At 65.7% G+C, this 25676-nt stretch carries 22 protein-coding genes and 1 pseudogene; 18 read left to right on the plus strand and 5 right to left on the minus strand.

The features are described from left to right. Positions 1–2: 2 nt before the first annotated feature. On the plus strand, positions 3–671 hold the full coding sequence (gene npdG, locus ACOZ4I_RS14180; protein WP_424000633.1) for an NADPH-dependent F420 reductase: 669 nt from the start codon (positions 3–5) through the stop codon (positions 669–671). Positions 672–959: 288 nt separating this feature from the next. Here npdG and ACOZ4I_RS14185 read toward each other — a convergent pair whose 3' ends face one another. Further along, complete coding sequence (locus ACOZ4I_RS14185) at positions 960–1226, minus strand: thioredoxin family protein (RefSeq protein ID WP_424000635.1); 267 nt, start codon at positions 1224–1226, stop codon at positions 960–962. Between the two features lie 118 nt (positions 1227–1344). Here ACOZ4I_RS14185 and ACOZ4I_RS14190 point away from each other — a divergent pair, with 118 nt between their 5' ends. Genes ACOZ4I_RS14190 through ACOZ4I_RS14200 form a run of 3 tightly spaced genes read left to right on the plus strand, consistent with a single transcriptional unit; the run spans position 1345 to position 3316 of the window. Next, positions 1345–1503 (plus strand): preprotein translocase subunit Sec61beta, encoded by a 159-nt coding sequence (locus ACOZ4I_RS14190; protein ID WP_162414720.1) that lies wholly within the window; start codon positions 1345–1347, stop codon positions 1501–1503. Positions 1504–1544: 41 nt separating this feature from the next. Then, positions 1545–1919 carry a DUF7532 family protein gene (locus ACOZ4I_RS14195; protein ID WP_424000638.1) on the plus strand — a complete coding sequence of 125 codons (375 nt, stop codon included), beginning with the start codon at positions 1545–1547 and terminating at the stop codon, positions 1917–1919. Then, the gene (locus tag ACOZ4I_RS14200; RefSeq protein WP_424000640.1) at positions 1916–3316 is read left to right on the plus strand and encodes a DUF402 domain-containing protein; all 1401 of its coding nucleotides are present in this window, start codon (positions 1916–1918) and stop codon (positions 3314–3316) included. The genes ACOZ4I_RS14195 and ACOZ4I_RS14200 overlap by 4 nt, the downstream gene beginning before the upstream one ends. Before the next feature lie 27 nt (positions 3317–3343). On the opposite strand, the gene ACOZ4I_RS14205 is transcribed toward ACOZ4I_RS14200, so the two are convergent. After that, positions 3344–4738: an LVIVD repeat-containing protein gene (locus ACOZ4I_RS14205; protein WP_424000642.1), complete on the minus strand. Its 1395-nt coding sequence runs from the start codon at positions 4736–4738 to the stop codon at positions 3344–3346. A gap of 77 nt (positions 4739–4815) precedes the next feature. Next, complete coding sequence (locus ACOZ4I_RS14210; protein WP_424000644.1) at positions 4816–5397, minus strand: LURP-one-related/scramblase family protein; 582 nt, start codon at positions 5395–5397, stop codon at positions 4816–4818. Positions 5398–5608: 211 nt separating this feature from the next. Here ACOZ4I_RS14210 and uvrA point away from each other — a divergent pair, with 211 nt between their 5' ends. The 10 genes from uvrA to ACOZ4I_RS14260 all read left to right on the plus strand — a co-directional run bounded on the left by uvrA (position 5609) and on the right by ACOZ4I_RS14260 (position 17520). After that, on the plus strand, positions 5609–8569 hold the full coding sequence (gene uvrA, locus ACOZ4I_RS14215) for an excinuclease ABC subunit UvrA (RefSeq protein WP_424000646.1): 2961 nt from the start codon (positions 5609–5611) through the stop codon (positions 8567–8569). A gap of 87 nt (positions 8570–8656) precedes the next feature. Then, complete coding sequence (locus tag ACOZ4I_RS14220) at positions 8657–9424, plus strand: hypothetical protein (protein ID WP_424000648.1); 768 nt, start codon at positions 8657–8659, stop codon at positions 9422–9424. A gap of 89 nt (positions 9425–9513) precedes the next feature. Continuing rightward, a complete protein-coding gene (locus ACOZ4I_RS14225) occupies positions 9514–10491 on the plus strand; it encodes a WD40/YVTN/BNR-like repeat-containing protein (RefSeq protein WP_424004820.1) in 978 nt (325 codons plus the stop codon). 67 nt (positions 10492–10558) lie between these two features. Beyond that, a complete protein-coding gene (locus tag ACOZ4I_RS14230; RefSeq protein WP_424004821.1) occupies positions 10559–11533 on the plus strand; it encodes an AAA family ATPase in 975 nt (324 codons plus the stop codon). 67 nt (positions 11534–11600) lie between these two features. Continuing rightward, a complete protein-coding gene (locus tag ACOZ4I_RS14235; RefSeq protein ID WP_424000650.1) occupies positions 11601–12278 on the plus strand; it encodes a DUF4129 domain-containing protein in 678 nt (225 codons plus the stop codon). Further along, positions 12275–14233, plus strand: coding sequence for a DUF58 domain-containing protein (locus ACOZ4I_RS14240; RefSeq protein ID WP_424000652.1), 1959 nt, complete (start codon positions 12275–12277; stop codon positions 14231–14233). Before ACOZ4I_RS14235 ends, ACOZ4I_RS14240 begins: the two co-directional genes overlap by 4 nt. Then, entirely contained in the window at positions 14220–14723 is a 504-nt protein-coding gene (locus tag ACOZ4I_RS14245; RefSeq protein WP_424000654.1) for a DUF7519 family protein, read from the plus strand. The genes ACOZ4I_RS14240 and ACOZ4I_RS14245 overlap by 14 nt, the downstream gene beginning before the upstream one ends. Before the next feature lie 98 nt (positions 14724–14821). Continuing rightward, a complete protein-coding gene (locus tag ACOZ4I_RS14250; RefSeq protein ID WP_424000656.1) occupies positions 14822–15247 on the plus strand; it encodes a DUF5518 domain-containing protein in 426 nt (141 codons plus the stop codon). A 75-nt stretch (positions 15248–15322) separates the two neighbouring features. Next, positions 15323–16405, plus strand: coding sequence for a geranylgeranyl reductase family protein (locus ACOZ4I_RS14255; protein ID WP_424000658.1), 1083 nt, complete (start codon positions 15323–15325; stop codon positions 16403–16405). 110 nt (positions 16406–16515) lie between these two features. Beyond that, entirely contained in the window at positions 16516–17520 is a 1005-nt protein-coding gene (locus ACOZ4I_RS14260) for an AI-2E family transporter (RefSeq protein WP_424000660.1), read from the plus strand. A 3-nt stretch (positions 17521–17523) separates the two neighbouring features. On the opposite strand, the gene ACOZ4I_RS14265 is transcribed toward ACOZ4I_RS14260, so the two are convergent. After that, entirely contained in the window at positions 17524–18321 is a 798-nt protein-coding gene (locus ACOZ4I_RS14265) for a sulfurtransferase (RefSeq protein ID WP_424000662.1), read from the minus strand. Positions 18322–18585: 264 nt separating this feature from the next. Here ACOZ4I_RS14265 and ACOZ4I_RS14270 point away from each other — a divergent pair, with 264 nt between their 5' ends. The 4 genes and pseudogenes from ACOZ4I_RS14270 to ACOZ4I_RS14285 all read left to right on the plus strand — a co-directional run bounded on the left by ACOZ4I_RS14270 (position 18586) and on the right by ACOZ4I_RS14285 (position 22858). After that, on the plus strand, positions 18586–19440 hold the full coding sequence (locus tag ACOZ4I_RS14270) for a sulfurtransferase (protein ID WP_424000664.1): 855 nt from the start codon (positions 18586–18588) through the stop codon (positions 19438–19440). Positions 19441–19729: 289 nt separating this feature from the next. Next, positions 19730–20014, plus strand: a complete 285-nt coding sequence (locus ACOZ4I_RS14275; RefSeq protein WP_424000666.1) for a hypothetical protein — start codon at positions 19730–19732, stop codon at positions 20012–20014. A 429-nt stretch (positions 20015–20443) separates the two neighbouring features. Beyond that, positions 20444–21334, plus strand: a pseudogene (locus ACOZ4I_RS14280) (MBL fold metallo-hydrolase); the annotation flags it as partial. A gap of 201 nt (positions 21335–21535) precedes the next feature. Further along, positions 21536–22858 (plus strand): hypothetical protein, encoded by a 1323-nt coding sequence (locus ACOZ4I_RS14285; protein ID WP_424000668.1) that lies wholly within the window; start codon positions 21536–21538, stop codon positions 22856–22858. Positions 22859–22871: 13 nt separating this feature from the next. On the opposite strand, the gene ACOZ4I_RS14290 is transcribed toward ACOZ4I_RS14285, so the two are convergent. Continuing rightward, positions 22872–25571, minus strand: a complete 2700-nt coding sequence (locus tag ACOZ4I_RS14290; RefSeq protein ID WP_424000670.1) for a DUF262 domain-containing protein — start codon at positions 25569–25571, stop codon at positions 22872–22874. Positions 25572–25676: the final 105 nt, after the last annotated feature.

Here is a 25676-nt window from a genome sequence, read left to right on the forward strand (position 1 = left end):
GTATGGACATCGCGTTGCTCGGTGGCACCGGAGACATCGGTCAGGGCCTCGCCCTCCGGTGGGCCTACGACACGAACCACACGATCATCATCGGCTCGCGCAAGGCCGAGAAGGCGGAGACCAAAGCCGAGGAGTACGAGACGGAACTGACCAGTCGCGGGCTCGACGACGTGGCCATCGACGGTCTCGGGAACGAGGCCGCCGCCGCCCGCGCTGACGTGGTCGTCGCCGCCGTCCCGGCGTACCACCTGACGGATACCGTCGAATCAGTCGCGGACGAACTCGACGACGCGACGCTCGTCGCACCGGCCGTCGGGATGCAGCGCGACGAGGACGGCTTCCACTACAACCGTCCCGGTGCCGGCAGCGTCACGCAACTGGCCGCCAACGCCGCCCCGGACGACACGCCCGTCGTCGGCGCGTTCCACAACCTCGCGGCCGGCCGCCTCGCCAATCTCGACGCCGACCTCGACTGGGACACGATCGTCGTCGGCGACGACGCCGACGCCAAGGACACCGTCTGCGAACTCGCCGAGGGCATCGAGGGGCTGCGCGCGCTCGACGGCGGCCCGCTCGCCAACGCCGCCGAGGTCGAGGGGCTGACACCGCTGCTCATCAACGTCGCCCGACACAACGACGGGATGCACGACCTCGGCGTGAAGTTCCACTAGCCCCTTTTTCCGTCACCCCCTCTGCTCGGGCGCCCGCAAGGCGCGCTTCGGGAGCGCGTTCGCAACAATCGACGCTACAAACGACCTCCGAGTCGTGGCCCCTCGGCCGTGCTCGGAGTGAACCCCCGCGCCGGCGGCGCGCGGGATGCCTGCCGCGACTGCACAGCCGCCGGCAGCACTGTCATCGCGGGGCCTGCTTCGGCGGCAGCCCTGCCCGTCCCCGACGCCAGCGACGAGACGCTGGCACGGCCGCTAGCGGGCGTGACGAACCGCAGAAAAGCTGTTTCGTTACGCCGAGGCCTGCTGGAGCGCGTCCTCGATGTCGTCGGCCTGCGTGACGCCGACGAACCGCTCGACGATGCCGTCGTCGTTCTCGACGATGAGCGTCGGCAGCGAGCGGACCTGGTACTCGTTGGCCACGTCCTGTTCCTCGTCGACGTTGATCTTCTCGAACTCGACGTCCGTCCACTCCTCCTCTAAGTCCTCCAAAATCGGGTCCTGGGTCTTGCAGGGGCCACACCAGTCCGCGTAGAAGTCTTTCAGTGTAACGGTCATTGTGCTCTCTTCGGGTTAGTCTGTGGTGTCAGATAAGGGTTATCCATGTGCAGCAGCGGGCACACGACCGGCGGCCCGACCCGAAAGGCTTACCGCCGACGACGTGACAGTTCCGTGTATGAGTAGCGATAGCGGCGGGCTGATGTCCAGTGCCGGACTGGTCCGGTACTTCGACGCCGAAGACCAGAACACGATCCGTATCGACCCCCGGACGATCGTCGCCTTCGGGATGCTGTTCGGCCTGCTGATGCTCGTGCTGAACGCGATGGTCGTCTGAGTTTCCGCACTGTTTTTGTCGGCCGTCGCGGACTCCCAGACATGCACTTCACGCAGCGCGAACAGCAGGCGCTCCGCGAGGCCGGCGTCGACCAGGACACCATCTCGGCGGCGTCGGAGGCCGTCGTCGAAGCGACCGACGAGGCGGCGGCGGACCTCGAAGCGTTCTTCGACGACCGCGAGACGGTGTACTCGGACATGGACCGCGCCCACAGCGCCAGCGAGATTCAGGAACACGCCGTCGAGTACTGCGACCTGTTCACCCACGCCGACGACATCCGCGGCTACCTGCGCTTCGAGCGGTGGGGCGTCCCCGTCGAGGGCGGGCGGGTGCTGAGCGACGAGGTGATCGAGCTGTCGCTCGGCCCGACGGTCCACGACCGGGTGCGCTTCGCCGCCGACGAGGACGCGCTATGACCGTCAGGGTCAGGGGCATCTACGCGACGGCGCTGACCCGGATCCTTCGCGACGACGGCCACGACATCGTCCAGGCGTCGGGGCCCATCGAGGCGCGCTTCGACGGGGAGTTCCCGGACGAGCGAGCGGCCGTGACCGTGGAGACGACGGCAGACCAGCAGGGCGTCGGCGTGGTCGGCGACCGCGACGCCGCGGCGGCGGTCGTCGACCGCCTGCGTGACGTGGGCCGCGACGCGCTCCGCTGGGACGACCCGACGCCGGTCGGCGCGGTCTACGACGGGACGGTGACCGAGACGCTGGGCAGCGGGGCGGTCGTCGACCTCGGCGACGGCGAGGGGTTTCTCCCCTACGCCTCGTCGGCCGAGCGCGTCGAGACCGGTGACGCCGTCCGCGTGCAGGTCGTCGAGGCGAGCGCGCCGTGGGACGACGACCGGCCCGTGCTGGAGACGACCGTGGCCGTCCGCGGCGACCTCCTGTCGCTCGTCCGTGGCGGGAGCGGCCCGTCCTCTGGGACCGGCGGCCCGGCGATGCTCGACGTGATCGCCGCGGACCCGCGGGACGGCTGGGGCGTCTCCTGGGAGGGGGCGAGCGAGGACGCGAGCTTCGACGCGCTGGCCGACGCCCTCGACGCGGCGAACGAGCGGGCGGCCGAGATCGACGCGGCGCTGACCGACGCCGACGCACCCGCCGAGCGGGCACCGGTCCGTCACCACTCCGGGTTCGCGACGACGTGGTGCTGGTTCGGCCGCGAGAGCCGCTTCGCGCTTGACGACGCCCGCCGCGAAGTGACGGCGACGATGCCGGGCCACCACCGCGTGAAGGCCGGCGACCGCGCGGCCAGCGCCGCCGTCGACTACGTGGAGGCGCTGTGCGACGACCCCGATACCGACGACTCCGACTTCCCGTTCGCCGTGACGGCCCGACAGTTCGGCCCGCGGGTCGGCGGCTCGCTCGCGCTCGGGCACGGCAAGCCTGACGGCCGCCTCATCACGCTCGGCAGCGGCGAGGTGCAGTCGGTCGACGCCGACGGCACCGTGACGATCGAGCGGGAGCTGAGCGCCGGCGGGACCTACGACGCGCTGGGCGTGCCGAAGGAAGCCGGCGACGTGGCCGAGACCAAACTGAAGGAGGGACGCTGGTGGTACCCGACCGTCTACCGCGACCGCGACGGGGCGAAGAAGGGGACCTACGTCAACGTCTGCACGCCGGTCGAGATCTTCCCCGACACCGCCCGGTACGTCGACCTCCACGTCGACGTGGTGAGACACGCCGACGGGACGGTCGAGCGGGTCGACGACGACGAACTCGACGCCGCCGTCGAGCGCGGGCACGTCCCGGAAGACCTGGCCGACCGGGCGCGCAGCGTCGCCGCCGCGGTCCAGAGCGCGCTGGAGTGACTCCGCTGGAGTGAGAACTGGGCGGCCTCAGCGCCGGGCGCGCCAGGCGGCGAGCGCGACCGCCGCGAGCGCCGACCCCACCCCGAAGCCGGGGCCACCGACGCCCAGGGCGGTGCCGTTCGCCTCGGTCCCGGCGGTCGAAGCGGTCTCGGTCGGCGTGGGCGTCCGAATCCGCGGGTCGGGAAACGTGTAGACGCCGGGCTGGACCTCCGTCCCGCCGTTGGCGTCAGTGCAGGCGGCGACGAAACAGCCGTCGGCCCGCCGGGCGGTCCAGAACGACGCCGTCTCCGAGTCGCGCCACTCGAACACCAGTTCGGGGGCGGCGGGGTCGCGCACGTCGTGGACGCGGACGCCGCCGTTGTACCACGCCGAGTAACAGCGGCCGGCGGTCAGTTCGAAGTTGTGGGCGGTGGTCAGGATCCCGCCGGGCGAGGGGTCCGAGGTCGACGGCGGGTCGAGCGTCGACATCAGTTCGGGCGCGGTCGGGTCCGTGATGTCGTACAGTTCGATACCACTGGGGCCGCCCGTGCCGTCGTCGTCGATCTCCCACGACTCGCCGCCGACGCCGAGCAGCGACGCGTCGTCGTCCACCGTGACGAAGTGGTCGTTCCCGGGCGGTTCGCTCCGCTCGACGCGCGGGTCGTCGAGTGCCGCGAGTTCATCCGGTGAGCGTCCGCGGACCGTCGAGACGGCCGTCGGCTCGGCGGGGTCAGTCACGTCGAGGATCCACGTCCCGCCGTCCCAGTACGCGAGGTACGCGCGGCCGTCCTGCACCCACACGTCGTGGAGCGGCCACAGGCCGGACGGCACGTCGTCCCAGGCGTCGTCCGCGTCGAGCAGCGACCACGTGCCGACCTCGCGACCGGTCTCGACGTCGACGATCGACAGCGGATTGCCGTCGCGGCTGTTCGCGGTCAGGTAGGCGTAGCGGCCGTCGAAGTCGCAGTTGTGGATGCGCGTGTCGAGTTCGACGCCGGCGATCCGCTCGGGGTCGCGGCGGTCCGCCACGTCGAAGACGACGAACCCCTGCGCGCCGTCGGCGGGGTGTGCCGGGCCGGCGACGAGCAGGCGCGTCCCGCTGACTTCGAGGTCCTGCACGCGCTGTATCGGGCCGTCGTCGCTGTCGGCCAGCAGGTCCCGCTCCACTCCGATGAGCCGCGGGTTCGTCGGCGTGACGAGGTCGACGAACGCCACGCCGTCGCCGGTCGCGACGTAGGCGGTGTGGCCGTCGGGACTGGTGACGACCTCGTAGACGGTATCCAGGGCGAGGACGCCGAGCGGGTCCTCGCCGGTGGGCGTGCTCGCCGGGTCCGGCGCGGCCGTGCCGCCGTCGGTCGGCGTCGGGTGGGCGTTCGCGCGTCCCGCAGTCAGCCCGATGCCCGCTCCGGCACCGAGTCGTCGGAGGAACGTCCGGCGGCGCATGGCTGTGCCTGCGGGAGCCACGGCAAGAAGGGTTCCGGTGGGACCGACCGGTCATCGCGTGCCAACTGCCAGCGCCGTCAGTTGCCCTGAATGGCGTCGATGACCATCGCGGCGGCGACGATGGGCTCTTTCGGGACCGAACTCGCGTCGTCGATGGTGATCTCGTAGCGGTCCTTCAGCGAGAACTGGCCGTCGATGTTGCCGACGTGAGTGCCGTCCTGGTCCGTGATCTCGTACTTGTGGGGAATCCAGCCGCCGAACGGCACGACGTTCCGGGCCAGCGTCACCAGCGCTCCCTGTGAGTTGATCTCGGCGATCTTGGCCTCGGTCTTGGCGTCGCGGATCTTCCACGTATCCTGGAGGATGGAGTAGTCGTTGTCGAGGATCACGATGTCCTCGCCGGTCTGGGAGTCGGTGAGGACGTAGTTCCCCGCCACGTCGATGATGCCGCCGGCCTTGACCTGAAACACCTCGGTCCCGTCGGCGTCGACGAACGGGAACTCCTCTTTCATCTTCAGCATCTTCTGCTTGCCCCGAAGGACGACGTTCCCGGCCGCGTCCATCGCCTTGTACTTGTTTCGGATCAGGCTCTGCTCGACGACGTAGCGGTCGTCGCTGAGGTCGATTCCCGCGATGTCGTACTCGCTCGTCTCGCTCATACACCCCCATTCCTGATCCCGGTACTAAAACTTTCGTACGCATTATTTTTAGATGAATAAATTTGAACGGTGTAAGATAATTGATATCTGGTGGACGCTGGCACGGCAAGCACTGTCCGAGTCAGGGTCGTGGTCGGCGAGCCTCCCGCCGATCGGCCCGGCGTTCGCAACCGACAGGGTTTCGGCGGTCCCGCACTTGGGGAACCCATAGATGAGCAAGGACGTTATCGAGGTCCGAGGGGCCGAGGAACACAACCTCAAGGACGTCGACGTGGAGATTCCCCGCGAGGAGCTGACGGTCGTGACGGGGCTGTCCGGCTCGGGGAAGTCTTCGCTCGCTTTCGAGACGGTGTACGCCGAGGGGCAGCGCCGGTACATCGAGTCGCTGTCGGCGTACGCGCGGAACTTCCTGGGCCAGATGGACAAGCCGCAGGTCGAGAACGTCGAGGGGCTGTCGCCGGCCATCTCCATCGACCAGAAGAACGCCGCCAACAACCCCCGCTCGACGGTCGGGACCGTCACCGAGCTACACGACTACCTCCGCCTGCTGTACGCCCGCGTCGGCACGCCGCACTGCCCCGAGTGTGGCCGCGAGGTCGGCGAGCAGTCCGCGCAGAACATGGTCTCGCGTATCCTCGAACTCCCCGAGGGGACGCGTGCGAAGGTGTGCGCGCCGGTCGTCCGCGACCAGAAGGGGGCCTTCGAGGACCTATTCGACGACCTCGTCGGCGAGGGGTACAGCCGCGTCGAGGTCGACGGCGAGTCCTACGACCTCACGCTCGACCGGCCCGAGTTAGACGAGAACTACGACCACACGGTCGACGTGGTCGTCGACCGCGTGAAGATCGCGCCGGACGCCCGCTCGCGCATCACCGACTCCGTCGAGACCGCGCTGACCGAGGCCGACGGGACGCTGAAGGTCATCCTCCCGGACCCGCCGGAGGGCGCGGCCGAGACGCTCGGCGGGTCGGACGCCCGCGCGACGGGCGACCTGGCCGACGAAGGCGACGCTGGCGACCGCCTCGTCGTCGAACTCTCCGAAGACCTCGCCTGCACCCACTGTGGCATCGACATCTCCGAGATCGAGACGCGGTCGTTCTCGTTCAACTCCCCCCACGGGGCCTGCCCCGAGTGCGAGGGCCTGGGCGAGACCAAGGAGGTCAGCGAGGACCTCGTGATCCGGGACCCTTCGAAGCCGCTGAAGAACGTCTTCGAGCCCTGGAGCTACGACCGGACGTACTACTCCCGGCAGCTGGACAACGTCGCCGAGCACTTCGGCGTCTCGCTGTCGACGCCGTTCGAGGAACTGGACGAGGAGATCCGGCGGCAGTTCCTCTACGGCACGGACGACCTCGTCCACTTCCAGTGGCGCACGAAGAACGGCACGCGCGAGAAGACCGAGCGCTTCGAGGGCGTCATCCCGAACCTCGAACGCCGCCACGTCGAGACGGACTCCGACCGCGCTCGCGAGCACATCGAGGAGTACATGGCGACCACCACGTGTCCAGCCTGTGAGGGGACCCGGCTCAAGGCCGAATCGCGTGCGGTGCTCGTCGACGGCGTCTCCATCACCGAGGTCAACGAGCTGTCCATCGGCGACGCGCTGGAGCACTTCGAGGGGCTGGAGTCGAACCTCTCGGCGCGCGACCGCAAGATCGCCGAGGAGATCCTCAAGGAGATTCGCGCCCGCCTTGGCTTCATGACCGAGGTGGGGCTGGACTACCTGACGCTGGACCGCGAGGCGTCGACGCTGTCGGGCGGCGAGAGCCAGCGTATTCGGCTGGCGACCCAGATCGGCTCGGGGCTGGTCGGCGTGCTGTACGTCCTCGACGAGCCCTCCATCGGCCTCCACCAGCGCGACAACGACCGCCTGCTGAACACCCTGGAGGAACTGCGGGACCTCGGCAACACCCTGCTCGTCGTCGAGCACGACACGGAGACGATGCGACGGGCCGACGCCATCATCGACATGGGCCCGGGACCGGGCAAGCGCGGGGGCGAAGTCGTCGTCAACGGCCCGTTCGACGAGGTGACCGCTTGCGAGGAGTCGGTGACCGGCAAGTACCTCGCGGGCGAGCGGGCGATCCCCGTCCCCGATGAGCGCCGCGAGCGCGACGGCGAACTCGTCGTCAGAGGCGCGCGCCAGCACAACCTCGCGGACCTCGACGTGACCGTCCCGCTGGGGACGTTCACGGCCATCACGGGCGTCTCCGGCTCCGGCAAGTCGACGCTGATGCACGACGTGCTCTACAAGGGGCTGGTCCGGCGGATGAACGACACCGACGTGAACCCCGGCGAGCACGACGACATCGAGGGGATCGACCAGATCGAGTCGGTGCGGCTCATCGACCAGTCGCCAATCGGTCGCACCCCGCGGTCGAACCCGGCCACCTACACCAACGTCTTCGACCACATCCGCGAGCTGTTCGCCGAGACGAGCCTCTCGAAGCAGCGGGGCTACGAGAAGGGCCGCTTCTCGTTCAACGTCAAGGGCGGCCGCTGTGAGGCCTGTGGCGGCCAGGGGACGGTCACCATCGACATGAACTTCCTCTCTGACGTGACCGTCCCCTGCGAGGAGTGCGGCGGCGCGCGCTACAACGACGAGACGCTGGACGTGACCTACAAGGGAGCAACCATCGCCGACGTGCTGGAGATGACCGTCGAGGAGGCCTACGACTTCTTCGAGAGCCACTCGGGGATCCGCCGCCGCCTCGAACTCCTGAAGGACGTGGGGCTCGGCTACATGCGCCTCGGCCAGCCCTCCACGACGCTCTCCGGTGGTGAGGCCCAGCGCGTGAAACTCGCCGAGGAACTGGGCAAGAAGGACTCCGGCGAGACGCTGTACCTGCTCGACGAGCCGACCACCGGCCTCCACCCGGAGGACGAGCGAAAGCTCATCGACGTGCTCCACCGCCTCACCGACGACGGCAACACCGTCGTCGTCATCGAGCACGAGCTCGACCTCGTGAAGAACGCCGACCACATCGTCGACCTCGGGCCCGAGGGCGGCGAGAACGGCGGCGAACTGGTCGCCGAGGGGACGCCGGAGGCCGTCGCCCGCACCGAGGCGTCCTACACCGGGCAGTACCTCCGCGACCTGCTCCCCAGCGTCGACCTGGAGGGGCCGCGGGCCGACCGCGACGTGGCCCAGCCGGCGGCGGACGACGACTAATCGGCCGCCGTCGGACGGTCGCGCCCCGGTGACCGGCGGAGCCGGCCACCAACGCTTTTGTCGGGGGAACCACCTGATATAGCAGACATGGCGCAACCGACAGCGGACCGCACCGAGCGGAAACGGGGTATCGGTGGGCTGGCGAAGCAGGCGAATCCGGCGTTCGCGGCGGGGGCGGTGGCCGTCCCGCTGCTCGCGTTCGCGGGGGCCGTCGCGAGCGGGAACCTCCGGGCGCTGACGTACGTCCACGTCATGGCCGGCGTGCTGTGGACCGGTATCGACCTGTTCATGGGACTGGTGCTGGGGCCGGTCCTGGGCGGCCAGGAGCCCGAGGCGCGGGCCGACTTCTTCGCCTCGTTCACGCCCAAGATGACGTTCCTGATGCCGACGCTGGCGACGGTGACCATCGCCGGCGGCATCCTGCTGTCGCTCAAACTGGGGAAGTTCCCCAACGCCGACCCGTGGCTGGCGCTTTTGACCGCCGCGACGCTCATCCCCGTTATCCTCCTCATCGGCTCCCAGTTCGACGCGCTGACCGACCCGAAGACGCTGGGTATCCTCGCGCTCGCCGTCGTCGGCTCCGGCGCGTACCTGGCGACCGCGCTCCCGGCGTTCGCGATGACCTCGTGGTGGATCGTCGCCGCGCTCGCCATCGTCACGGTGCTGTCCGTGCAGGGCTTCGGCGTCATCCTCCCCGGCGAGATCCGCATCTACCGGCAGGTCGTCTCCGAGAACCCGGACGTGGACCTCATCTCCGACATCGGGATGCGAAACGCCAAACTCGGCGGTATTCAGGGGCTCATGCAACTGGCCATCGTGTTCGTGATGGTCGGTATCCGCTGGTGGACGCCGTAGGCGGACGAGAACCGACCATCGACCCGTCGTCGAACCGACGGAGCGACCTCGGCGACACCGTTCTCACCCCTCGGTACCTATCACTCGGTATGCATATCGCCTACGCCGCGCTCTCGGATCGCGTGCTCGCTACCGACGGGACCACCGTCTCTGACTGTCTCGTCGGCCACGACGTGGAGTGCGTCGCGGCCGACCCGGCCGCCCCGGACCGCGCCTTCGTCGGCACCGTCGACGCCGGCCTCCAGCGGACGACCGACGGCGGAGCGGCGTGGGAGCGAGTGCTGGCGGCTGGCGACCGCGTGACCAGCGTCACCGTCAGCCCGCACGACACCGACGTGGTGTGGGCCGGGACGGAACCGAGCGCCGTCTACCGCTCGACCGACGGCGGTGAGACGTGGACGGAGCGGCCGGGGCTGACCGACCTCGACTCGTCGTCGCGGTGGTCGTTCCCGCCGCGGCCCCACACGCATCACGTCCGCTGGATCGCCCTCGCGCCCGACGATCCCGAGCGGGTGTACGTCGCCATCGAGGCCGGCGCGTTCGTCCGCAGTCCCGACGGCGGCGAGACGTGGGTCGACCACCCCGAGGGCGCGCGACGGGACAACCACACGCTGGCGACCCACCCCGACGCGCCGGAGCGGGTGTACAGTGCGGCGGGCGACGGCTACGCGCTCTCGACCGACCGCGGCGAGACGTGGTCCCACCCGCAGGACGGGCTCGGTCACCGCTACGTCTGGGGACTGGCCGTCGACCCGTCGGACCCCGATGGGGTGGTGGTCTCCGCCGCCAGCGGCCCGCGGTCGGCCCACAGCACGAGCGGCGAGAGCTACGTGTACCGGTGGACCGGCGACCGCTGGGCGGTGGCGATGGCGGGGCTCCCCGGACCCGAGGGGCTGGCCCGGCCAGTGCTCGCGGCCGACCCGGACGGCGGCCTCGTCGCGCTGACGAACCACGGCCTGTTCCGGTCGGAGACCGGGGCGGAGTGGACCGCCGTGTGGCCCGAGACCGGCGTTGCCGACTGGCCGAGCGAGTACGACCAGGTCCCAAGCGGCCTCGCGGTCGTCTGACCCCGTTTTCTCGGTGAGAAACTCGGTTGTCACTACTATGACAGCCGCGGCCCCACCGGTGAACGACATGGACATCGCTGACGCCCGCTCGGACTGCGAGCGGGTCCTCCAGGCCGTCGAATCGAGCGTCGTGGCCGACAGGGAGTTCCTGGAAACGGTGCTGACCGCCGTCCTCGCGCGGGGGAACGTCCTCATCGAGGACGTGCCCGGGACGGGCAAGACGCTCACCGCCCGGAGCTTCGCGTCGGCGCTCGGGCTCTCCTTCTCCAGGGTCCAGTTCACGCCGGACCTCCTGCCCGCAGACGTGACCGGCACGCACGTCTACCGCGAGGCCGACGAGGCCTTCGAGTTCTCGCCGGGGCCGATCTTCGCGAACTTCGTGCTGGCCGACGAGATCAACCGCGCCCCGCCGAAGACCCAGGCCGCGCTCCTCGAAGCGATGGGCGAGGGGCAGGTGACCGTCGACGGCGAGACCCACGCACTCCCGGAACCGTTCGTCGTCGTCGCCACGCAGAATCCCGTCGAGAGCGAGGGCGTGTTTCCGCTGCCGGAGGCCCAGCGCGACCGCTTTCTCGTCAAGACGGCGATGGGCTATCCCGACGCCGACGCGGAGCGGGGGCTGTTGCGCCGCCGGACCGAGCGCGAGTCGCGGACGCCGAGCGCCGACGCCGTCCTCGACCCTGCGGCCGTGCGCCGCCTCCAGTCCGTCCCGGAGGACGTGACCGTCGACGAGGACGTGCTCGGCTACCTCGTCGACCTCGTCGCCGCGACCCGGCGGGACGCCCGAACCGAGGTCGGCGTCTCCCCGCGCGGGACCCAGCGCCTGCTCGAAGCCGCCCGGAGCCGCGCCGTCGTCGAGGGCCGGGGGTTCGTCCGGCCGGCCGACGTGCGGGCGGTCGGCGAGGCGGTGCTCGCCCACCGGCTGGTCCTGACCGCCGACGCGACGGTCGAGGACGCCGCCGCGAGCGATGTCGTCGCCGACGCCTTCGACCGCGTGTCCGTGCCGACGGTCGATGCGCCGGCGGCGAGCGGGACGGAGTGAGCGATGGCGGCGCAAGCGCTCGTTCGGGCCGCGGCTGCGGGGGCGAACGCGGACCGGGAGGCCTGAGATGGCGCGACTCGGTTCGATAGCGCTGGCCGCCCTCGCCGTCCTCGCGCTCGCGACGGTCGCCGCGTCGGTCGAGACAGTCTCGACCGCACCCGCGGTCGAGGGCGGGGAGATAACGGGGACGCCAGAGCAGTATGGCGGGCCCGGAAGCGGAGCGGAGACGCCGGGAACGCAGTCAGCGACCGCGGTGGAAGAACCGGACGAGGAGACGGCGACGCCCGCGAGCGCGTCGAGCGACGGGCCGCCGCCGTGGCAGGTGGCGGCCGGCCTCGCGCTGTTCGTCTGCGGCGGGCTGGCGGTCCTCTACGGGCTCACGCGGGGCACCACGGACGAGTCGCCGACCGACGGGGACGACCCAGTGCCAGCGCCAGCGTCACCCGACCCGGACGCCGTCTCACTCGCGGCGGACGCGCCGGCGGACAACGACGTGTACCGGGCATGGGCGGCGCTCCGAGAGCGCGTCGAGACGCCGGCAGACGCGTCGACGGCCGCAGACGTGCGGGACGCCGCAGTCGCGACCGGCCTGCCCGAGCGACCGGTGTCGGCGCTCACCGACCTCTTCTGTGCGGTCCGGTACGGCGACGCCGACGCGACCGCCGAGCGCGAGCGGCGGGCACGGTCGCTCGCGAGCGACCTGTCGCTCCCACTCGAACCGACCGAGGAGGGCGGTGCGTCGTGACCGCGACCCGGCGGCTCTGGATCGGCGTCGGCCTGCTGTCCATCGCCGGCGGCGGCCTCCTGCTCGCGCTCCCGGCGGTGGGAAGCGGGCTCGTCCCGCCGGCCGTCGCGACGCTCCTCACCGTGGCCGTCGGCGCGGGGGCCGTGGTCATCGCGGGCCGGCGGCTGTTCGAGTCCGACGAGCCGCCCGTCCGCCTGCCGTCGCCGGAGTTCCGGCCCCGCTACCGGACGCCGGGGTCGTCGTTCGCCGCGTTGCTCGACGACGTGAGCACGGTCGGCCGCCGGGCCGTCGACGAGTCGGACGACTGGGACGGGGACGGCGAGCGCGTGCCCCGAGAGCGGGCGTACGCCGCGCTCCACGACCTCGCGATCGCCGTGCTGGCCCGGACCGAGGGCCTCGATGCAGGAACGGCCGCCGAACGCCTGTCGGAGGGGCGCTGGACCGACGACGCGGAGGCCGCCGCGTTCTTCGCGGAGGGGCTCCGGCCGCCGCTCCCGCGCCGGGCCTCGCTTCCCTGGGTCCGCCCCGAACTACCCGTCGCGCGGCGAGCGCGCCACGTCGTCGCCGAACTCGCCAGTCGCGTGGCCGCCGACGCGCCGGATCCGAGCGAGGCCGACACGGCGGACCCCAACGAGGTCGTCGAGACGACGGTCACCGACGCGGAAAGCGGGTCCTACTGGCCGACCGCCGACCTCCCGCGGGAGCGCTCGACGGGCCGGACCCGTCGCGTCACTGTGGCGGTCCTGCTGACCAGCGCGGTCGGCGTGGTGGCCGGCCTGCCCGGGACGGTGCTGACCGCGGCGTTCGGCGTTGCGCTCGCCGGCGCGGCCAGCGTCTGGCAGCCAGACGCCGATCTCGCGGTGTCGCGGTCGGTCAGCACGCGGACGCCGGCCCCCGGCGAAACGGTCGAAGTCACCGTCACGGTCCGCAACGTCGGCGAGTCGACGGTCCCGGACCTCCGCCTCCTCGACGGCGTTCCGGCCGGCCTCGGCGTCGCCTCGGGGACGGCGCGGTTCGCGACGGCGCTCCGGCCCGGGAAGGCGGCGTCGACCACCTACACCGTCGAGGCGGTCCCCGGGACGCACGCGTTCGAGCCACCGGTCGCGGTCGTCGGGGACGTGGCCGGTGCGCGCGAGACGGTGCAGGCCGTCGAGGATGTCGACGGGCCAGCGACGCTCGACTGCGGCTTCGAGCGCCGCGGACAGGAGAGCGAGGCCCCGCGGCCACAGGTCACGCTCGCGCCCGGCCGCCGAACCGCCGGCGTCAGCGGCGCGGGCGTCGAGTTCGACGCGCTCCGAGAGTACCGCCCCGGCGACCCGCCCGGCCGCATCGACTGGAACCACCGCGCGAAGACAGGCGACCTGGCGACGGTCGAGTTCGAGGAGCCGCGGCGACCGCGCGTCGTCTTCGTGCTCGACGCGCGCCGGGCGGCGTACGTCGCCGAGACGCCGCACGGCGTTCCCGCGCCGCGCCACGGGGCCACGGCCGCATTCGCCGTCGCCGACGGGCTGTTCGAATCGGGAGTTCCGACCGGGCTCGCGACCGTCGGCGCGACGGACTGCTGGCTCCATCCGACGACCGGGAGCGCACACCGCGAGGCGCTCCGCGAGCGGCTCGCCGGCGACCGGGCCGTCCCGTGGACCGCGCCCGGTGAGGAGACGGCCGTCAGGGACGCCGCCGCGGACCTCGCCGCACGGCTCTCGGCCGACGCGCAGGTGGTGCTCGTCACCCCGCTGTGTGACGACGGCGGCGTTTCGCTCGCGAGGCGACTCGACGCCGCCGGCCACCGCGTCTCGGTCGTCAGCCCGGACTGTACAGTCCCGTCGTCTGTCGGCGGGGCGTACGGCCACCTGACCCGGCGCGAACGAGTGGCGACGCTCCGGAGCCGGGGCGTTCCGGTGCGGAACTGGGACCCGACGACGCCGAGTTCGGAGGTGTCACATGCCGACGGGTGACCGGGTGCCGTCGGCGGCGCTACCTCGGTTCAGCGTCGCGGTCAGTGCACTCTCGGTGCTCGTCGTCTGTGCGCTCGTCGCCCCCGCCCCCGCGCCGCTCGCGTTCGCGCTCGGCGGCGGCCTGGCGCTCGGCGCGGGGCTGGGACGGGACGCCGAGTTCGCGCTGACGGCCGGCGTCGCCGCCCTGTTCGCCGCCGTCCTCGTCGCCGGGAGCGAGGGGCGGTCCGTCGAGTGGATGCTGGCCGCGGCGGTGCCGGTCGTCCTCGCGTGGGTCACGGCCAGGCACGCGCTCCGACTGGGCGCGCAACTCGGCCGCGCCGCCGGGACGCTACGGGTCGAACTCGTCCACCTCGTCTCGACGACGGTCCTGCTGGCCGTGGGCGGCGGTGTCGGCTACCTCGCGTACCGCTCGGTCACGGGCAGTCCGTCGCCGCTGGCGCTCGGCCTGCTCCTGCTCGCCGTCGTCGCGTTCACCGCCTCGCTCCGGTGAGCGGCGTCCCGCAGATGTCCGCACAGCCGCTGTTCGCCGCGTTTCCCCGACATATCAACGGGGAACACTGATGGTGCCGGCCGTCGTAGCGTTTCGTGATGTCCCTCCAACTCGACCGCTCGGATACGTGGACGTACGCCCTGCTCGGTGGGCTGCTGGCCGCCCCCTTCACTGCGTTAGAGGTGATTCAGTCCTCGGGCACCATCAGGTTCAACATGGTCCTGGTCGGCGGCGCGCTCGCCGGCTATCTCGTCAAGCGCCGCGGCGGGAACAGCACCGCGACCGGACTGCGGGCCGGATTAATCGGCGGCCTCCCGGCGCTGTGGGGGGTGGCCGAGTTCGTGTGGTCCATCCCTTCCGTGCCGAACCCGCTGTGGTTCCAGGCGGTCGGCGTCGCGATGGGGCTGGCGATCGGGATGATCGCCATGCTCCTTCCGGCGCTCGGCGGCGCGCTCGCCGGGCGCTTGGGCGGCTGGCTGGCCGAGCGACGCGGCCACGGCGGGGCGACGCCGACGGCCGGATAGACCCGGAATCGGACGCTCGGGCGCGGGTCGGGCGAATCGCGAAGCTATTTGGTTCGTGACACCCAGGAGACGTGTATGTACGACGTTGTGGTCGTCGGGGCGGGGCCGGCCGGCTCGCGCTACGCGCGCCGGGCGGCCGAGCGGGGGCTGGACGTGGTCGCCTTCGAACAGGGGGAGATCGGCGAGCCGCTGGCCTGTTCGGGCCACGTGAGCACCGACGTGTGGGACTTCACCGAGGACGCACGCGAGGAGCTCTTCCAGAACGAGATCTCGGGCGCACGATTCCACACCGGCGGGCCGGGTAGCGCGGCGCATCCGTTCTACAAGGACGAGGTCATCTCGAACGTCATCGACCGCGTGGGCCTCGACAAGCACCTCGCGGGACTGGCCCGCGACGCCGGTGCCGACGTGCGCGAGGATCACTCCGTCGTCGGCGTCACCGAGGAGCGCGACGGGGTCACCGTCGAGGTCCGCGGGCCAGACGGGGTCGAGACCCACCGCGCGAAGATGGTCGCGGGCTGTGACGGTCCCAAGAGCCGCGTCCGGCGGGAACTCGGACTCCCCGAACCCGACGAGTTGCTCCACGGCGTCCTCGGCTTCAGTGACGAGGTCGACCACGGCGACTTCGTGGACGTGCACCTCACCGTCCCGCGCTTCTTCGCGTGGCGCATCCCGCGGGGCGAGGCCGGCGTCGAGTACGGGCTGGCCGTCCCGCCGGGCGACGACGCTCGCGGGCGGTTCGAGGAATTCGTCGACGGCTACGGCGTCGAGACCGACCACCGGTGTTCGGGGCTCATCCCCATCGGCCCGCCCCGACGGGTCACCGGTCGGCGGTCGTTCCTGATCGGCGACGCCGCCGCACAGACGAAGCCCTTCACCGGCGGCGGCATCCGCTACGGCATGACCGCCGCAGACCACGCCGCACGGGAAATCGACCCGGACGACCCGGCGACGCTCGGCGACTACGAACGTGCCTGGCGCGACGACCTCAGACAGGAGATCCGTCTCGGCCACGCCGTTCGGGCGGGCTACTCCGCACCGACGCCGATACAGAAGGCCGGGATGGCCGCCTTCGAGGGCGAGATCGGCGTCCACATGGACCGGCCGACGACGCTGTTCTCCCGCGAGCAACTGGCGGCGCTGTTCTCGCGGTCCTGAGCGGCGGGTCCGCGGTCACCCATGGAAGGCGAGTCCGCCGTCCGGCACTCACACTCACGTTCGCTGTCATCTCCGGGAACGCTTTTGCCGGCCGGTGCGGAAGCAAGGGCGTGGTTCGACGCAGACGGACGTACGTGCTCGCGGGCCTGCTCGTCCTCGTCGGGATAGGGACGACCGTGCTCCTCTCGAGCGTGCTGTCGACGGTGTTTTTCGCCGTGACCGTGGCGTACGTGCTCTTCCCGCTCTCCGAGTGGCTCGTCGGGCACGGCCTGCACAAGCGGCTGGCCGCGGCGCTGGTGACTGTCATCGCGTTCGGCTCGGGGACGCTCGTTCTCGTGCCGCTCGGTGGCGTGTTGTACCTCCGACGGATGGATCTGTTCACGTTCGTCCAGCAGCTCCCGGACACGCTGACGCTGGAGATCGCGGAGTTCGTCTACGTCGTCGACATCGAATCGGCGCTGGTGGCGGGCCGGGCGGTGCTCGCTGGCCTCGCCGTCGACCTCGCCAGCGAGTCGCCCGTCATCGCGCTGAAGGTCGTGCTGTTCGCCATCCTCGTCTACGCGATGCTCTGGCGGCCCCGCGCTCCCGCGGACGTCGTCTATCGGACCGTGCCCGGCGAGTATCACGACATCGTCGACCGGCTCCACAAGCGCCTGCGAGGGACGCTGTACGCCATCTACGTCCTGCAGGGGGCGACGGCGTTCGGGACCTTCCTCACGGCCTGGCTCGTCTTCTGGCTGCTGGGGTATCAGGGCGCGTTCGCGCTGGCGGTGGTCGCGGGCATCCTCCAGTTCGTCCCCGTCGTCGGCCCGAGCATCGTGGTCCTCGCCATCGCCGCCGCCGACCTCGTCGCCGGCGACGTGAGCAGCGCGGTGGTCGTGACCGTGGTGGGTCTCGTCTTCGTCGGCTTCCTCCCGGACGCCGTCATCCGGCCCCGGCTCGCGCGCTACACCACCGGACTTCCAGCGAGCCTCTACTTCGTCGGGTTCACCGGCGGCGTGCTGTCGCTCGGCGCGGTCGGGTTCATCGCCGGCCCGGTCGTCATCGCGCTGCTCGTCGAACTGACGTCGATACTGGCCGACGAGCGGCTCAACAGCCGACACCAGCCCTCCTGAGCGCTAGCTCGTCTCCAGCGGGCGGTCCTGTGCCTCCCACTCGGTGAGGCTCCCCTCGTAGAAGTCGACCCGCTCGAAGCCGAGGTGACGCAGGACGACGTAGGTGTGGCTGATGCGCCGGGCCGTGTTGCAGTAGAGGACGACGCGCTTCTCGGGGACGATGCCGGCCGATTCGAGGACGGACAGCGCCGCCTCGCGCGCGAGCAGGCCGCGGGTCTCGTCGTCGACGAGGTCCCGCCAGTCGAGCGGGACCGCGCCGGGGATGTGGCCCGCGTCGTACTCCTCGTCCTCTCGTGTGTCGACGACGACGGCATCGGGGTCGTCGGTGGCCGCGGCGACTTCGTCCGGACCGACAAGCGGCGTCGACGCCGGCCGGTCGACGACGTAGTCGGTCGACTCGACATCGGGGGCTTCGCTCGACGTCTCGCGTTCGAGCTGCCAGCTGGAGAAGTCCCCGTCGAGCAGGTGCAGGCGCTCGGGGTCGTGGCCCAGCAGTTCGGCGGTGACCAGGAAGCGCGCGGCAAAGACGCCGTGGTGGTCGTCGTAGGCGACGATTTCGCTCTCCCGGTCGATGCCGGCCGACGAGAGCAGGGCCGCCCAGTCGTCCTCGTCCGGGAGCATCCCGCTGCCGTCACCCTCGTCCGCTTGCGCCGCGTGCTCGTCGGCACGGAAGGAATCGAACGGGACGTTCACTGCGCCCGGCAGGTGGCCGAGGCCGTCGTACTCCCAGGCGTCGCGAACGTCGACCAGCCGCAGGTCCGATCGGCTCGCGACCCACTCCGCGGAGACGAAATCGGTCATCGTCGTGGCGTTTCCGCTCCGAGCGCTTGAAATCTCCCATCGCGGCCGGTCGAAGACGGTGGCAAATGTATCCGCATCTCGGCCTGCGGGGAACCGCTGCTACCGATCCCCTGCCAGCCCAGGCGTCGCGTCCGTCGCAGGCTCGTCGTGTCAGCCCGGCGATCCCTACAGTGTCGGCAATATATGCCTCCACGGTGGACGAGTGGCCGAACATGCCGAAAGTCGTGGTAATATATGTTCGGTAGGCTTACGAGTGGATGCACGATGACCGAATACGCCAACGACGTGCTCGTCTCCGCCGACTGGGTGAGCGAGCACCTCGACGATTTCCAGAGCGACGATCCGTCCCACCGACTGGTAGAGGTCGACGTGGACACGGAACTGTACGACGAGAGCCACGCGCCCGGCGCGATCGGCTTCAACTGGGAGACACAGCTCCAGGATCAGACCACACGCGACATCCTCGACAAGGACGACTTCGAGGACCTGCTGGGCAGTCACGGCATCAGCGAGGACTCGACGGTCGTCCTCTACGGTGACAACTCCAACTGGTTCGCCGCCTACACCTACTGGCAGTTCAAGTACTACGGCCACGACGACGTGAAGCTGCTCGACGGCGGCCGCGAGTACTGGGTCGAGAACGACTACGAACTCACCGACGACGTCCCCGAGTTCTCCGAAGTCGACTACGAGGCCTCCGGCCCGCGCGAGTCCATCCGCGCCTACCGCGAGGACGTCGAGAACGCCATCGAGCGCGACGTGCCGCTGGTCGACGTTCGCTCGCCCGAGGAGTACTCCGGCGAGATCCTCGCGCCCCCTGGACTGCAGGAGACCGCCCAGCGCGGCGGCCACATCCCCGGCGCGCAGAACATCTCCTGGGCCGCCGTCACCAACGACGACGGCACCTTCAAGGACTACGACGAACTCGCGGAGCTCTACGCGGAACACGGCATCGACGGCGACTCCACGACGGTCGCCTACTGCCGCATCGGCGAGCGCTCCTCCGTCGCCTGGTTCGCCCTCCACGAACTGCTCGGCTACGAGGACGCCATCAACTACGACGGCTCCTGGACCGAGTGGGGCAACCTCGTCGGCGCACCGATCGAGAAGGGTAACTGAACCGCCGAACGTTTCAGCGCGAGGCTGCAGTTTTCTTCTCGGAGAGAAGGGCGAGGCCGAGTAAGCGACAGCGCACGAGGCCTCGTAGCGAAACGGCGAGCGGAGCGAGCCGTGGAGCACGACGCAGCGTCTTCGAGCAGTAGTTCCTTTCTCGCAGAGAGGCCGAGGAAGCGACAGCGTACGAAGCCTCGTGGCGAAGCGAACGACTGAGCGACAGCGCCCGAGGCCTCGAATCGGTGCGCCCACAGCGACCGTAGATTCAAGTCGGAGGGGCGGCCTACACGCAGACGTGGACCGACAGGAACTCGAACGCGAACTTCGCGAGACGTTCGACGGCGACCCGGCCCTCGTCCCGGTCGTCGCCCGGCAGGCGCGGGACCTCTCCGAGTCCGAGCAGTTCGCGACCGACTTCGGGGACGAACTGACGGTCGCGGACGTGATCCGAAACCTCGCGGACGCGCCGGACGACTACGGACTCGCCGAGCGATGGAACTGGTGGCTCGGCGCGCTGGACCTCTCGCACGGCGGCTACGCGCGCTTCAGCGTCCGCCAGGACATCGATACGCCGTCCTAACCGTTCTTCGAGGGCGCGAAAAAACGTGGTTGACGCCAGTCAGTGTACGCTGAGCCCGTGTGCCTCTCGTGCGTGTTCGAGGAGTTCCTCCGTCGTGTCGAACTCCTCACCGCAACTGCACGTGTGGTACGTCGTCGGGGTCTGCTGGCGTGTCGCCATGACAACTGAACTATCGGACCGTAGTGTAATAATTGTTTATGCTAGTACGGTACCATTACACAACCGACACGTCCATATGTCACAGGATACCACGAGACTGCGGCGTGGCGGTGCCGATTCGGGTGCGTAGTTCACGCAACCTGACAGTGCGTCGGGGAGCAGGCCGCCCAGCTCACACGGCGGGGTGACGCCGAGCGACGTCCACCGCGAGTCGGGAGCGGGAACCGCGAACCGACGAACGGAAACCGGCCGACCCGCTACGGTGACGCGATGGAGGTCCAGTTCCTCGGCGGCGTCGGCGAAGTCGGCCGGAGCGCGCTCCTCGTCGACGAGTCGCTACTGGTCGATTTCGGGATGCTGACCGGCAACCCGCCGCAGTTCCCGGTTCGGACGCCGTCGCCCGACGCCGTCGTCGTCTCCCACGGCCACCTCGACCACGTCGGGACGATCCCGGCGCTGCTGGCCGGCGACCGCCGCCCGCCGATTCACTGGACGCCACCGACGTCCGAACTGGCGATGACGCTGGCCCGCGACACGCTGAAGCTACACGGCGGGACGCTCCAGTGCCCGTTCACCGAGACGAACCTCCGGCGGGTCACGCAGGTCTCCGAGACCCACGGCTACCGGGAGACCTTCGAGGCCGCCGGCTACGAGGTCACGTTCTACGACGCCGGCCACATCCCCGGGAGCGCGCACGTCCTCGTCGACGACGGCGAGACGCGACTGCTCTACACGGGCGACTTCCACACCGACGACCAGCGCATCGTCTCGGGGACCACTGCGCGACCCGACGCCGACGCAGTCATCTGCGAGAGCACGTACAGCGACGTGGAACACGAAGACCGAGGGACGGTCGAGGAGCGCTTCGCCGAGAGCGTCGAGACGACGCTCTGGGAAGGCGGAACGGTCGTCGTTCCGGCCTTCGCCATCGGGCGCACCCAGGAGCTGTTGCTCGTCTGCGAGGCCTACGACATCCCCTGTTACGTCGACGGGATGGGCAAGCAAGTGACCGAGATGCTCGACCAGTACCCGGAGTTCCTCCGCGACGGCGACGCGTTCCGACGGGCGAAATCACACGCGCGCTTCGTCACCGGTCGCGACGGTCAGCGCGAGCGCATCACCGAGCAGAAGGCGGCGATCGTCACCACCAGCGGGATGCTCGGAAACGAAGATCCGCTAGCAACTGCTTGTTAACACTATTCTGTGACCAGTTGGCCCAGAGTTTCAGTTTTGATCCCTAAAAGAGAAATGTGGATGAAAGAACAATCGGATATTGGAGAGCACTGGTAGCCTTAACCTGATTATGGCAGGTTGTCTGAGGAATATAAATATATACGAGCATAGGTTCACAGTGGGAATAAGATGACCGCTATCTCGGGCAACTATGATATAGATCCAGAAGACTATAAATTGGATACTGTACCTGGAACTTTTGCATATCTCATAGAGATCGCAGTCCAAGTTGAGGTTCGAGGAGATGGAACGGATGATCCGGACCAATTAAAGGATCAAATCGACAGATCAACGCTCTATCTTCATAGCCCCGATTTTCTGACGCTCTTGGCAGAAGTTGAGTGTGAATTTGACTTTCAAGACCTTTTCCTGAATCCAGATGAAATGCCAGATATTTTGGCTAAGAGGGGCACTCATGGATATAATAATAAGGTAGCCTATGAAAACAAACTATCTTCGAATGAAGAGGCGGAAATTTGCGGTCTAGTCGCTCTTCTAGTATATTATTTTAGAAATAACAGAACAGAGGATCTGAAGCAAGAATTTGAAGCCAACTATGAGCGTTTTGATGATAAGCGGGATGGCTATTTGTTGGACTTATTCAGATCCCATATCGGGACTAACATCACCGCAGATAGAAGCTATGGAGAGCTCTCCGAGCCAATTAAATATGCCAATAACGCCTGTCGTTCAGGGCCAGAACATCCAATACTAAAACTCAACTTGGCAGAGTCAATAATCAGAGCATGTGAATTGCGTTTCGACTACGAACCAAATATTTCGGGATTACCTCAGACGCGAACAGAAATTTTAGAACATGCAGTAGAACAAGCAACAGAGGCGAAGCAGCGAAACCCAGAGTTCAGCCGGGTTCATACTACTCTTGCTCGTGGGAATGCATTACTGCATAATTTTGATTCAGCATGGAGCAACCTCAATGAAGCCATTCTAAACGAGGATCCATCTAACTCAGATGCCCATCTAACAGAAGCGAAACTTGAGCAACTTCAGCAGAACATCAATGCACGATACCAGACACACAGTATAGAGGAGGAAGTGGAGTCAGCAAAAGGCAACCTTAGGAGTATTAAACAAGAGTTCGATTCATTAGAATCGGAGCTTGATTCTACTTTAGATAAATATAGAAAAAATAACTTAAGCTTTATTGGATTTTTCGCTGCTTTGATAACTCTCGTAGTTGCATCCGTTGAGATCATTAATGGGACGGAAAGCACGATTCGCGAATCCGGGAGACTAATCATTATGCTCTCTGGCGGTATGCTTGTCGCGTTTGGCGGGTTCGGCCTGATACTGCCAAAGACTTCCGAGAATCCAGAAGCGGGACTTTCGCAGGATGCGCGAACAATAGCGATTGCAGTGATAGGGGCCCTTCTAATTGGGATCGGTTACCCCGGATTTCTGTCGGGGATTGTTTCGGCACTATTGCCCTGATCTCCCCATTATTTTAGAGATGTCTACTATATGTGTATTTTAACAGCTCATTCCGTCCCTGAATTTCATCGTTGACTATATTCCCAATGTCGACATCTTCGAATTCACTAGCATCATATACGGAATCGTCAAACGAAACACTGTCCGAAGTACATTCTTCGAAGCCGATTAAATCTGTTAGTAGCTCCAGTATTACTTCGCTATTGCTTGCGACCCGATCAATTGTCCATTCATCGTCAAAATCAGCCACTGTAGATTCTAACTCTTCTAACCTTTCATTCGTCCACGCTTCTTTGTCTTCGGCATCATCAACATCATCTGGGCCAACATCAATTTCATCCCAGTTTGGATTACCCTGTTTGTACTTCATCAGCCGCCCATACTCCTGTAACTCCCTAGCGTCACCACCTTGGAGATCGTTTTCTACGATATGCTGACTGGTAGCTAATTTTTCAAACCCGTCAGTAACACTGTATCCAGCAAGCTTTCTTCCATATCGAGAATCTGCAATAGTTGCATTAGTTTCTCCAAGTAGCAATACACGGTTACCAATCAGCTCGGAGAACTCATTACAGATGTTGGCCACCTCCTCCCCATCATCTTCCTCTATCAGGGTTTTGACGACGGTTTTGACCCCCTTCAAATCATCATCGTCTGGAATGTCGCCATCTGGGATTGAAAAGAAAGAACGCACCCATCCATACCGATTGTCATCACCATTTAACGGTGAGTTCGGGAAGATATGTTCAACTTGGATTTGCTCGTTGCTTATTCCTAATCTAGAATAGACCATTTGTTCATCATCTTGGTCGTTAAGCTTCTGAGATGCGATCTTTCGCAATACGGCTCTCGCCTTTTTATTCGACCAATCATTCCTCATCAGTTCTATAATTACATCATTTCCAAAAATTCCTTCTTCGGATTTAAACGCGGTTTCTACAAGTTGCTTTTCAACCTCTCCCCCAATTCCGTGAGCATCGTAGGCTTCGATAGCCTTCTCGTAAGTGTTATCTTTAGAGTTCACAGATCCAGCAACAGAGAACCGGATAACGAGGGACTCAATAGTATTGAGCAAAGGAATCAACCATTCTTCGTCGCCTTTGCCCTCTTTCACATCGGAATATGCAGCAAGAACTAGTGGTTCCCAAATGTCTGTTCCTGCGTCTTTCATTCGTAGTAGAACCTTGTTGCTCCTCCGCTCAACCGCATCTGAATCCAGTTCGAAACCGTAGTTGAGCGGGTCCTCTATATGGTGGTAGTATTCTGCATACTTTTCAAGATCATCGACCAGTTCTTTTGCATCACTAACCGTCCCTACACGAGAATCGAGTATTTCTTCATCACCGCTTGGTTCGGTGAATGCTTCAAGCAGGTGATTACTAACCTGCCCACGAGATGTTACCCCATTTTCTGTGGCGACAAAGTAAGTCTCTAAAAATGAGACAACCCGTTCCGGATCTTGGTTAAACTCTGAGACAACAGATTCCCATTTTGATTTATATTTTTCATACTCTGAGTCGCTCTCTTCCCGGAAATGCATCACGAGCCGTGTTCGAATCAAGTCCGTGATCTTTAATTCTACACCATGTTCATTCAGAACTTCAAAAATCCTCATCAATAACTGTGGTTGACGGTCATTTACTTTGAAATATCCTACTCGGAAAGAGTTCAATACATAGTTTTTAATATTAGTTGCTAAACGATACTTTCTCTCGCTTATCACCGTCTCTTTGTCTTCTATGCTGTCGTCAACGTCCTCGCAAGCAGACATTGTCTCTTCGACCTTTTTCTCAAAGAATTCATACGCCTCAAGAAGATGTTCTTCGGAGACTGTGAACGAGATTTTGTTCTTACGTATGTAATCGCGGAAATCATCATCAATATCGTCAACAGAATCGGCGTTCCGGATTACACTCATTTTACTTGAAATGAGATTAGGGCGATTAACACCCTCGAAGTTGTCATCATCCAGTAGTTCTTCAAGATAATCATCCATATCTATGTCAAAGACTGACATATACTTGCCCATCGGAATCACTCCTTTTCGGGTGTTATTGTGCTTCTGCTCACGAGTTAGTAAGTGGTCAATCTGAGCGTCTTTCCCCTTCATGATTGCCTCATAAAAAGTGTCATCTGAGATCCGGTCCATACCTACACCGCTGTCTTGCCGTATTAGCGATGGTCCAGACTCAGTTTCACCGCCAATAAAGATATGATTGTTGAGTAGACCTACATGTTGTGAGTATTGAGAAATGAACTCACCACTGCAACCACTCAATTCGTCTACTAAGACATCAGATAATATCTTGAGAAGTATCGATACCGTGGTAATCCGCTGCTGCCCATCAATTATATCATACACGTCACCATCAATCTCATATCGGGAAACCACTGATGCATCCCGTTCAGAAAGGAACATAGACCCGAAGAAGACATCGGTAGTCTGCGTCGACGGATCTGATTGGTTGTAATCTATATAAGATTGGATTCGGCCCCAGAGCTCTTCCCACTCTTTATTTGTCCACTGGTAATCACGTTGATAGTCAGGGATTCGGAAAACACGGTCGAAGAAATTCTGTAGAGGCCGCTGGTCTATGGTGATGTTCGCTTCTGTTCTATCATCAATTACATTTCTCACGGGAAGCTCGCCAGATTTTGTGGACTCTTTATCAAACCTGACGATATACTCGCTCAGATCCAGCGTGGACGACATGATGGTTCATATTGATTGCTACTGGGCTAAAAAGCATTCATGCAGAAATTGCGCTGGCCATCACATATAGGGATTTATTCCGGATAATAGTAGGAATTAATTATT

It is taken from the genome of Haloarcula salina (genome assembly GCF_049603855.1).
Classification (GTDB): Archaea; Halobacteriota; Halobacteria; order Halobacteriales; family Haloarculaceae; genus Haloarcula; species Haloarcula salina_A.

Bases quoted from the DNA above. Each gene is read 5' to 3' on its own strand.
- ACOZ4I_RS14255 (WP_424000658.1), top strand. From the start codon at position 15,323: ATGTACGACGTTGTGGTCGTCGGGGCGGGGCCGGCCGGCTCGCGCTAC.
- ACOZ4I_RS14190 (WP_162414720.1), top strand. From the start codon at position 1,345: ATGAGTAGCGATAGCGGCGGGCTGATGTCCAGTGCCGGACTGGTCCGG.
- ACOZ4I_RS14245 (WP_424000654.1), top strand. From the start codon at position 14,220: ATGCCGACGGGTGACCGGGTGCCGTCGGCGGCGCTACCTCGGTTCAGC.
- ACOZ4I_RS14225 (WP_424004820.1), top strand. From the start codon at position 9,514: ATGCATATCGCCTACGCCGCGCTCTCGGATCGCGTGCTCGCTACCGAC.
- ACOZ4I_RS14195 (WP_424000638.1), top strand. From the start codon at position 1,545: ATGCACTTCACGCAGCGCGAACAGCAGGCGCTCCGCGAGGCCGGCGTC.
- ACOZ4I_RS14250 (WP_424000656.1), top strand. From the start codon at position 14,822: ATGTCCCTCCAACTCGACCGCTCGGATACGTGGACGTACGCCCTGCTC.
- ACOZ4I_RS14220 (WP_424000648.1), top strand. From the start codon at position 8,657: ATGGCGCAACCGACAGCGGACCGCACCGAGCGGAAACGGGGTATCGGT.
- uvrA (WP_424000646.1), top strand. From the start codon at position 5,609: ATGAGCAAGGACGTTATCGAGGTCCGAGGGGCCGAGGAACACAACCTC.
- ACOZ4I_RS14265 (WP_424000662.1), bottom strand. From the start codon at position 18,321: ATGACCGATTTCGTCTCCGCGGAGTGGGTCGCGAGCCGATCGGACCTG.
- ACOZ4I_RS14270 (WP_424000664.1), top strand. From the start codon at position 18,586: ATGACCGAATACGCCAACGACGTGCTCGTCTCCGCCGACTGGGTGAGC.
- ACOZ4I_RS14230 (WP_424004821.1), top strand. From the start codon at position 10,559: ATGGACATCGCTGACGCCCGCTCGGACTGCGAGCGGGTCCTCCAGGCC.
- ACOZ4I_RS14285 (WP_424000668.1), top strand. From the start codon at position 21,536: ATGACCGCTATCTCGGGCAACTATGATATAGATCCAGAAGACTATAAA.
- ACOZ4I_RS14205 (WP_424000642.1), bottom strand. From the start codon at position 4,738: ATGCGCCGCCGGACGTTCCTCCGACGACTCGGTGCCGGAGCGGGCATC.
- ACOZ4I_RS14185 (WP_424000635.1), bottom strand. From the start codon at position 1,226: ATGACCGTTACACTGAAAGACTTCTACGCGGACTGGTGTGGCCCCTGC.
- ACOZ4I_RS14235 (WP_424000650.1), top strand. From the start codon at position 11,601: ATGGCGCGACTCGGTTCGATAGCGCTGGCCGCCCTCGCCGTCCTCGCG.
- ACOZ4I_RS14200 (WP_424000640.1), top strand. From the start codon at position 1,916: ATGACCGTCAGGGTCAGGGGCATCTACGCGACGGCGCTGACCCGGATC.
- npdG (WP_424000633.1), top strand. From the start codon at position 3: ATGGACATCGCGTTGCTCGGTGGCACCGGAGACATCGGTCAGGGCCTC.
- ACOZ4I_RS14210 (WP_424000644.1), bottom strand. From the start codon at position 5,397: ATGAGCGAGACGAGCGAGTACGACATCGCGGGAATCGACCTCAGCGAC.
- ACOZ4I_RS14290 (WP_424000670.1), bottom strand. From the start codon at position 25,571: ATGTCGTCCACGCTGGATCTGAGCGAGTATATCGTCAGGTTTGATAAA.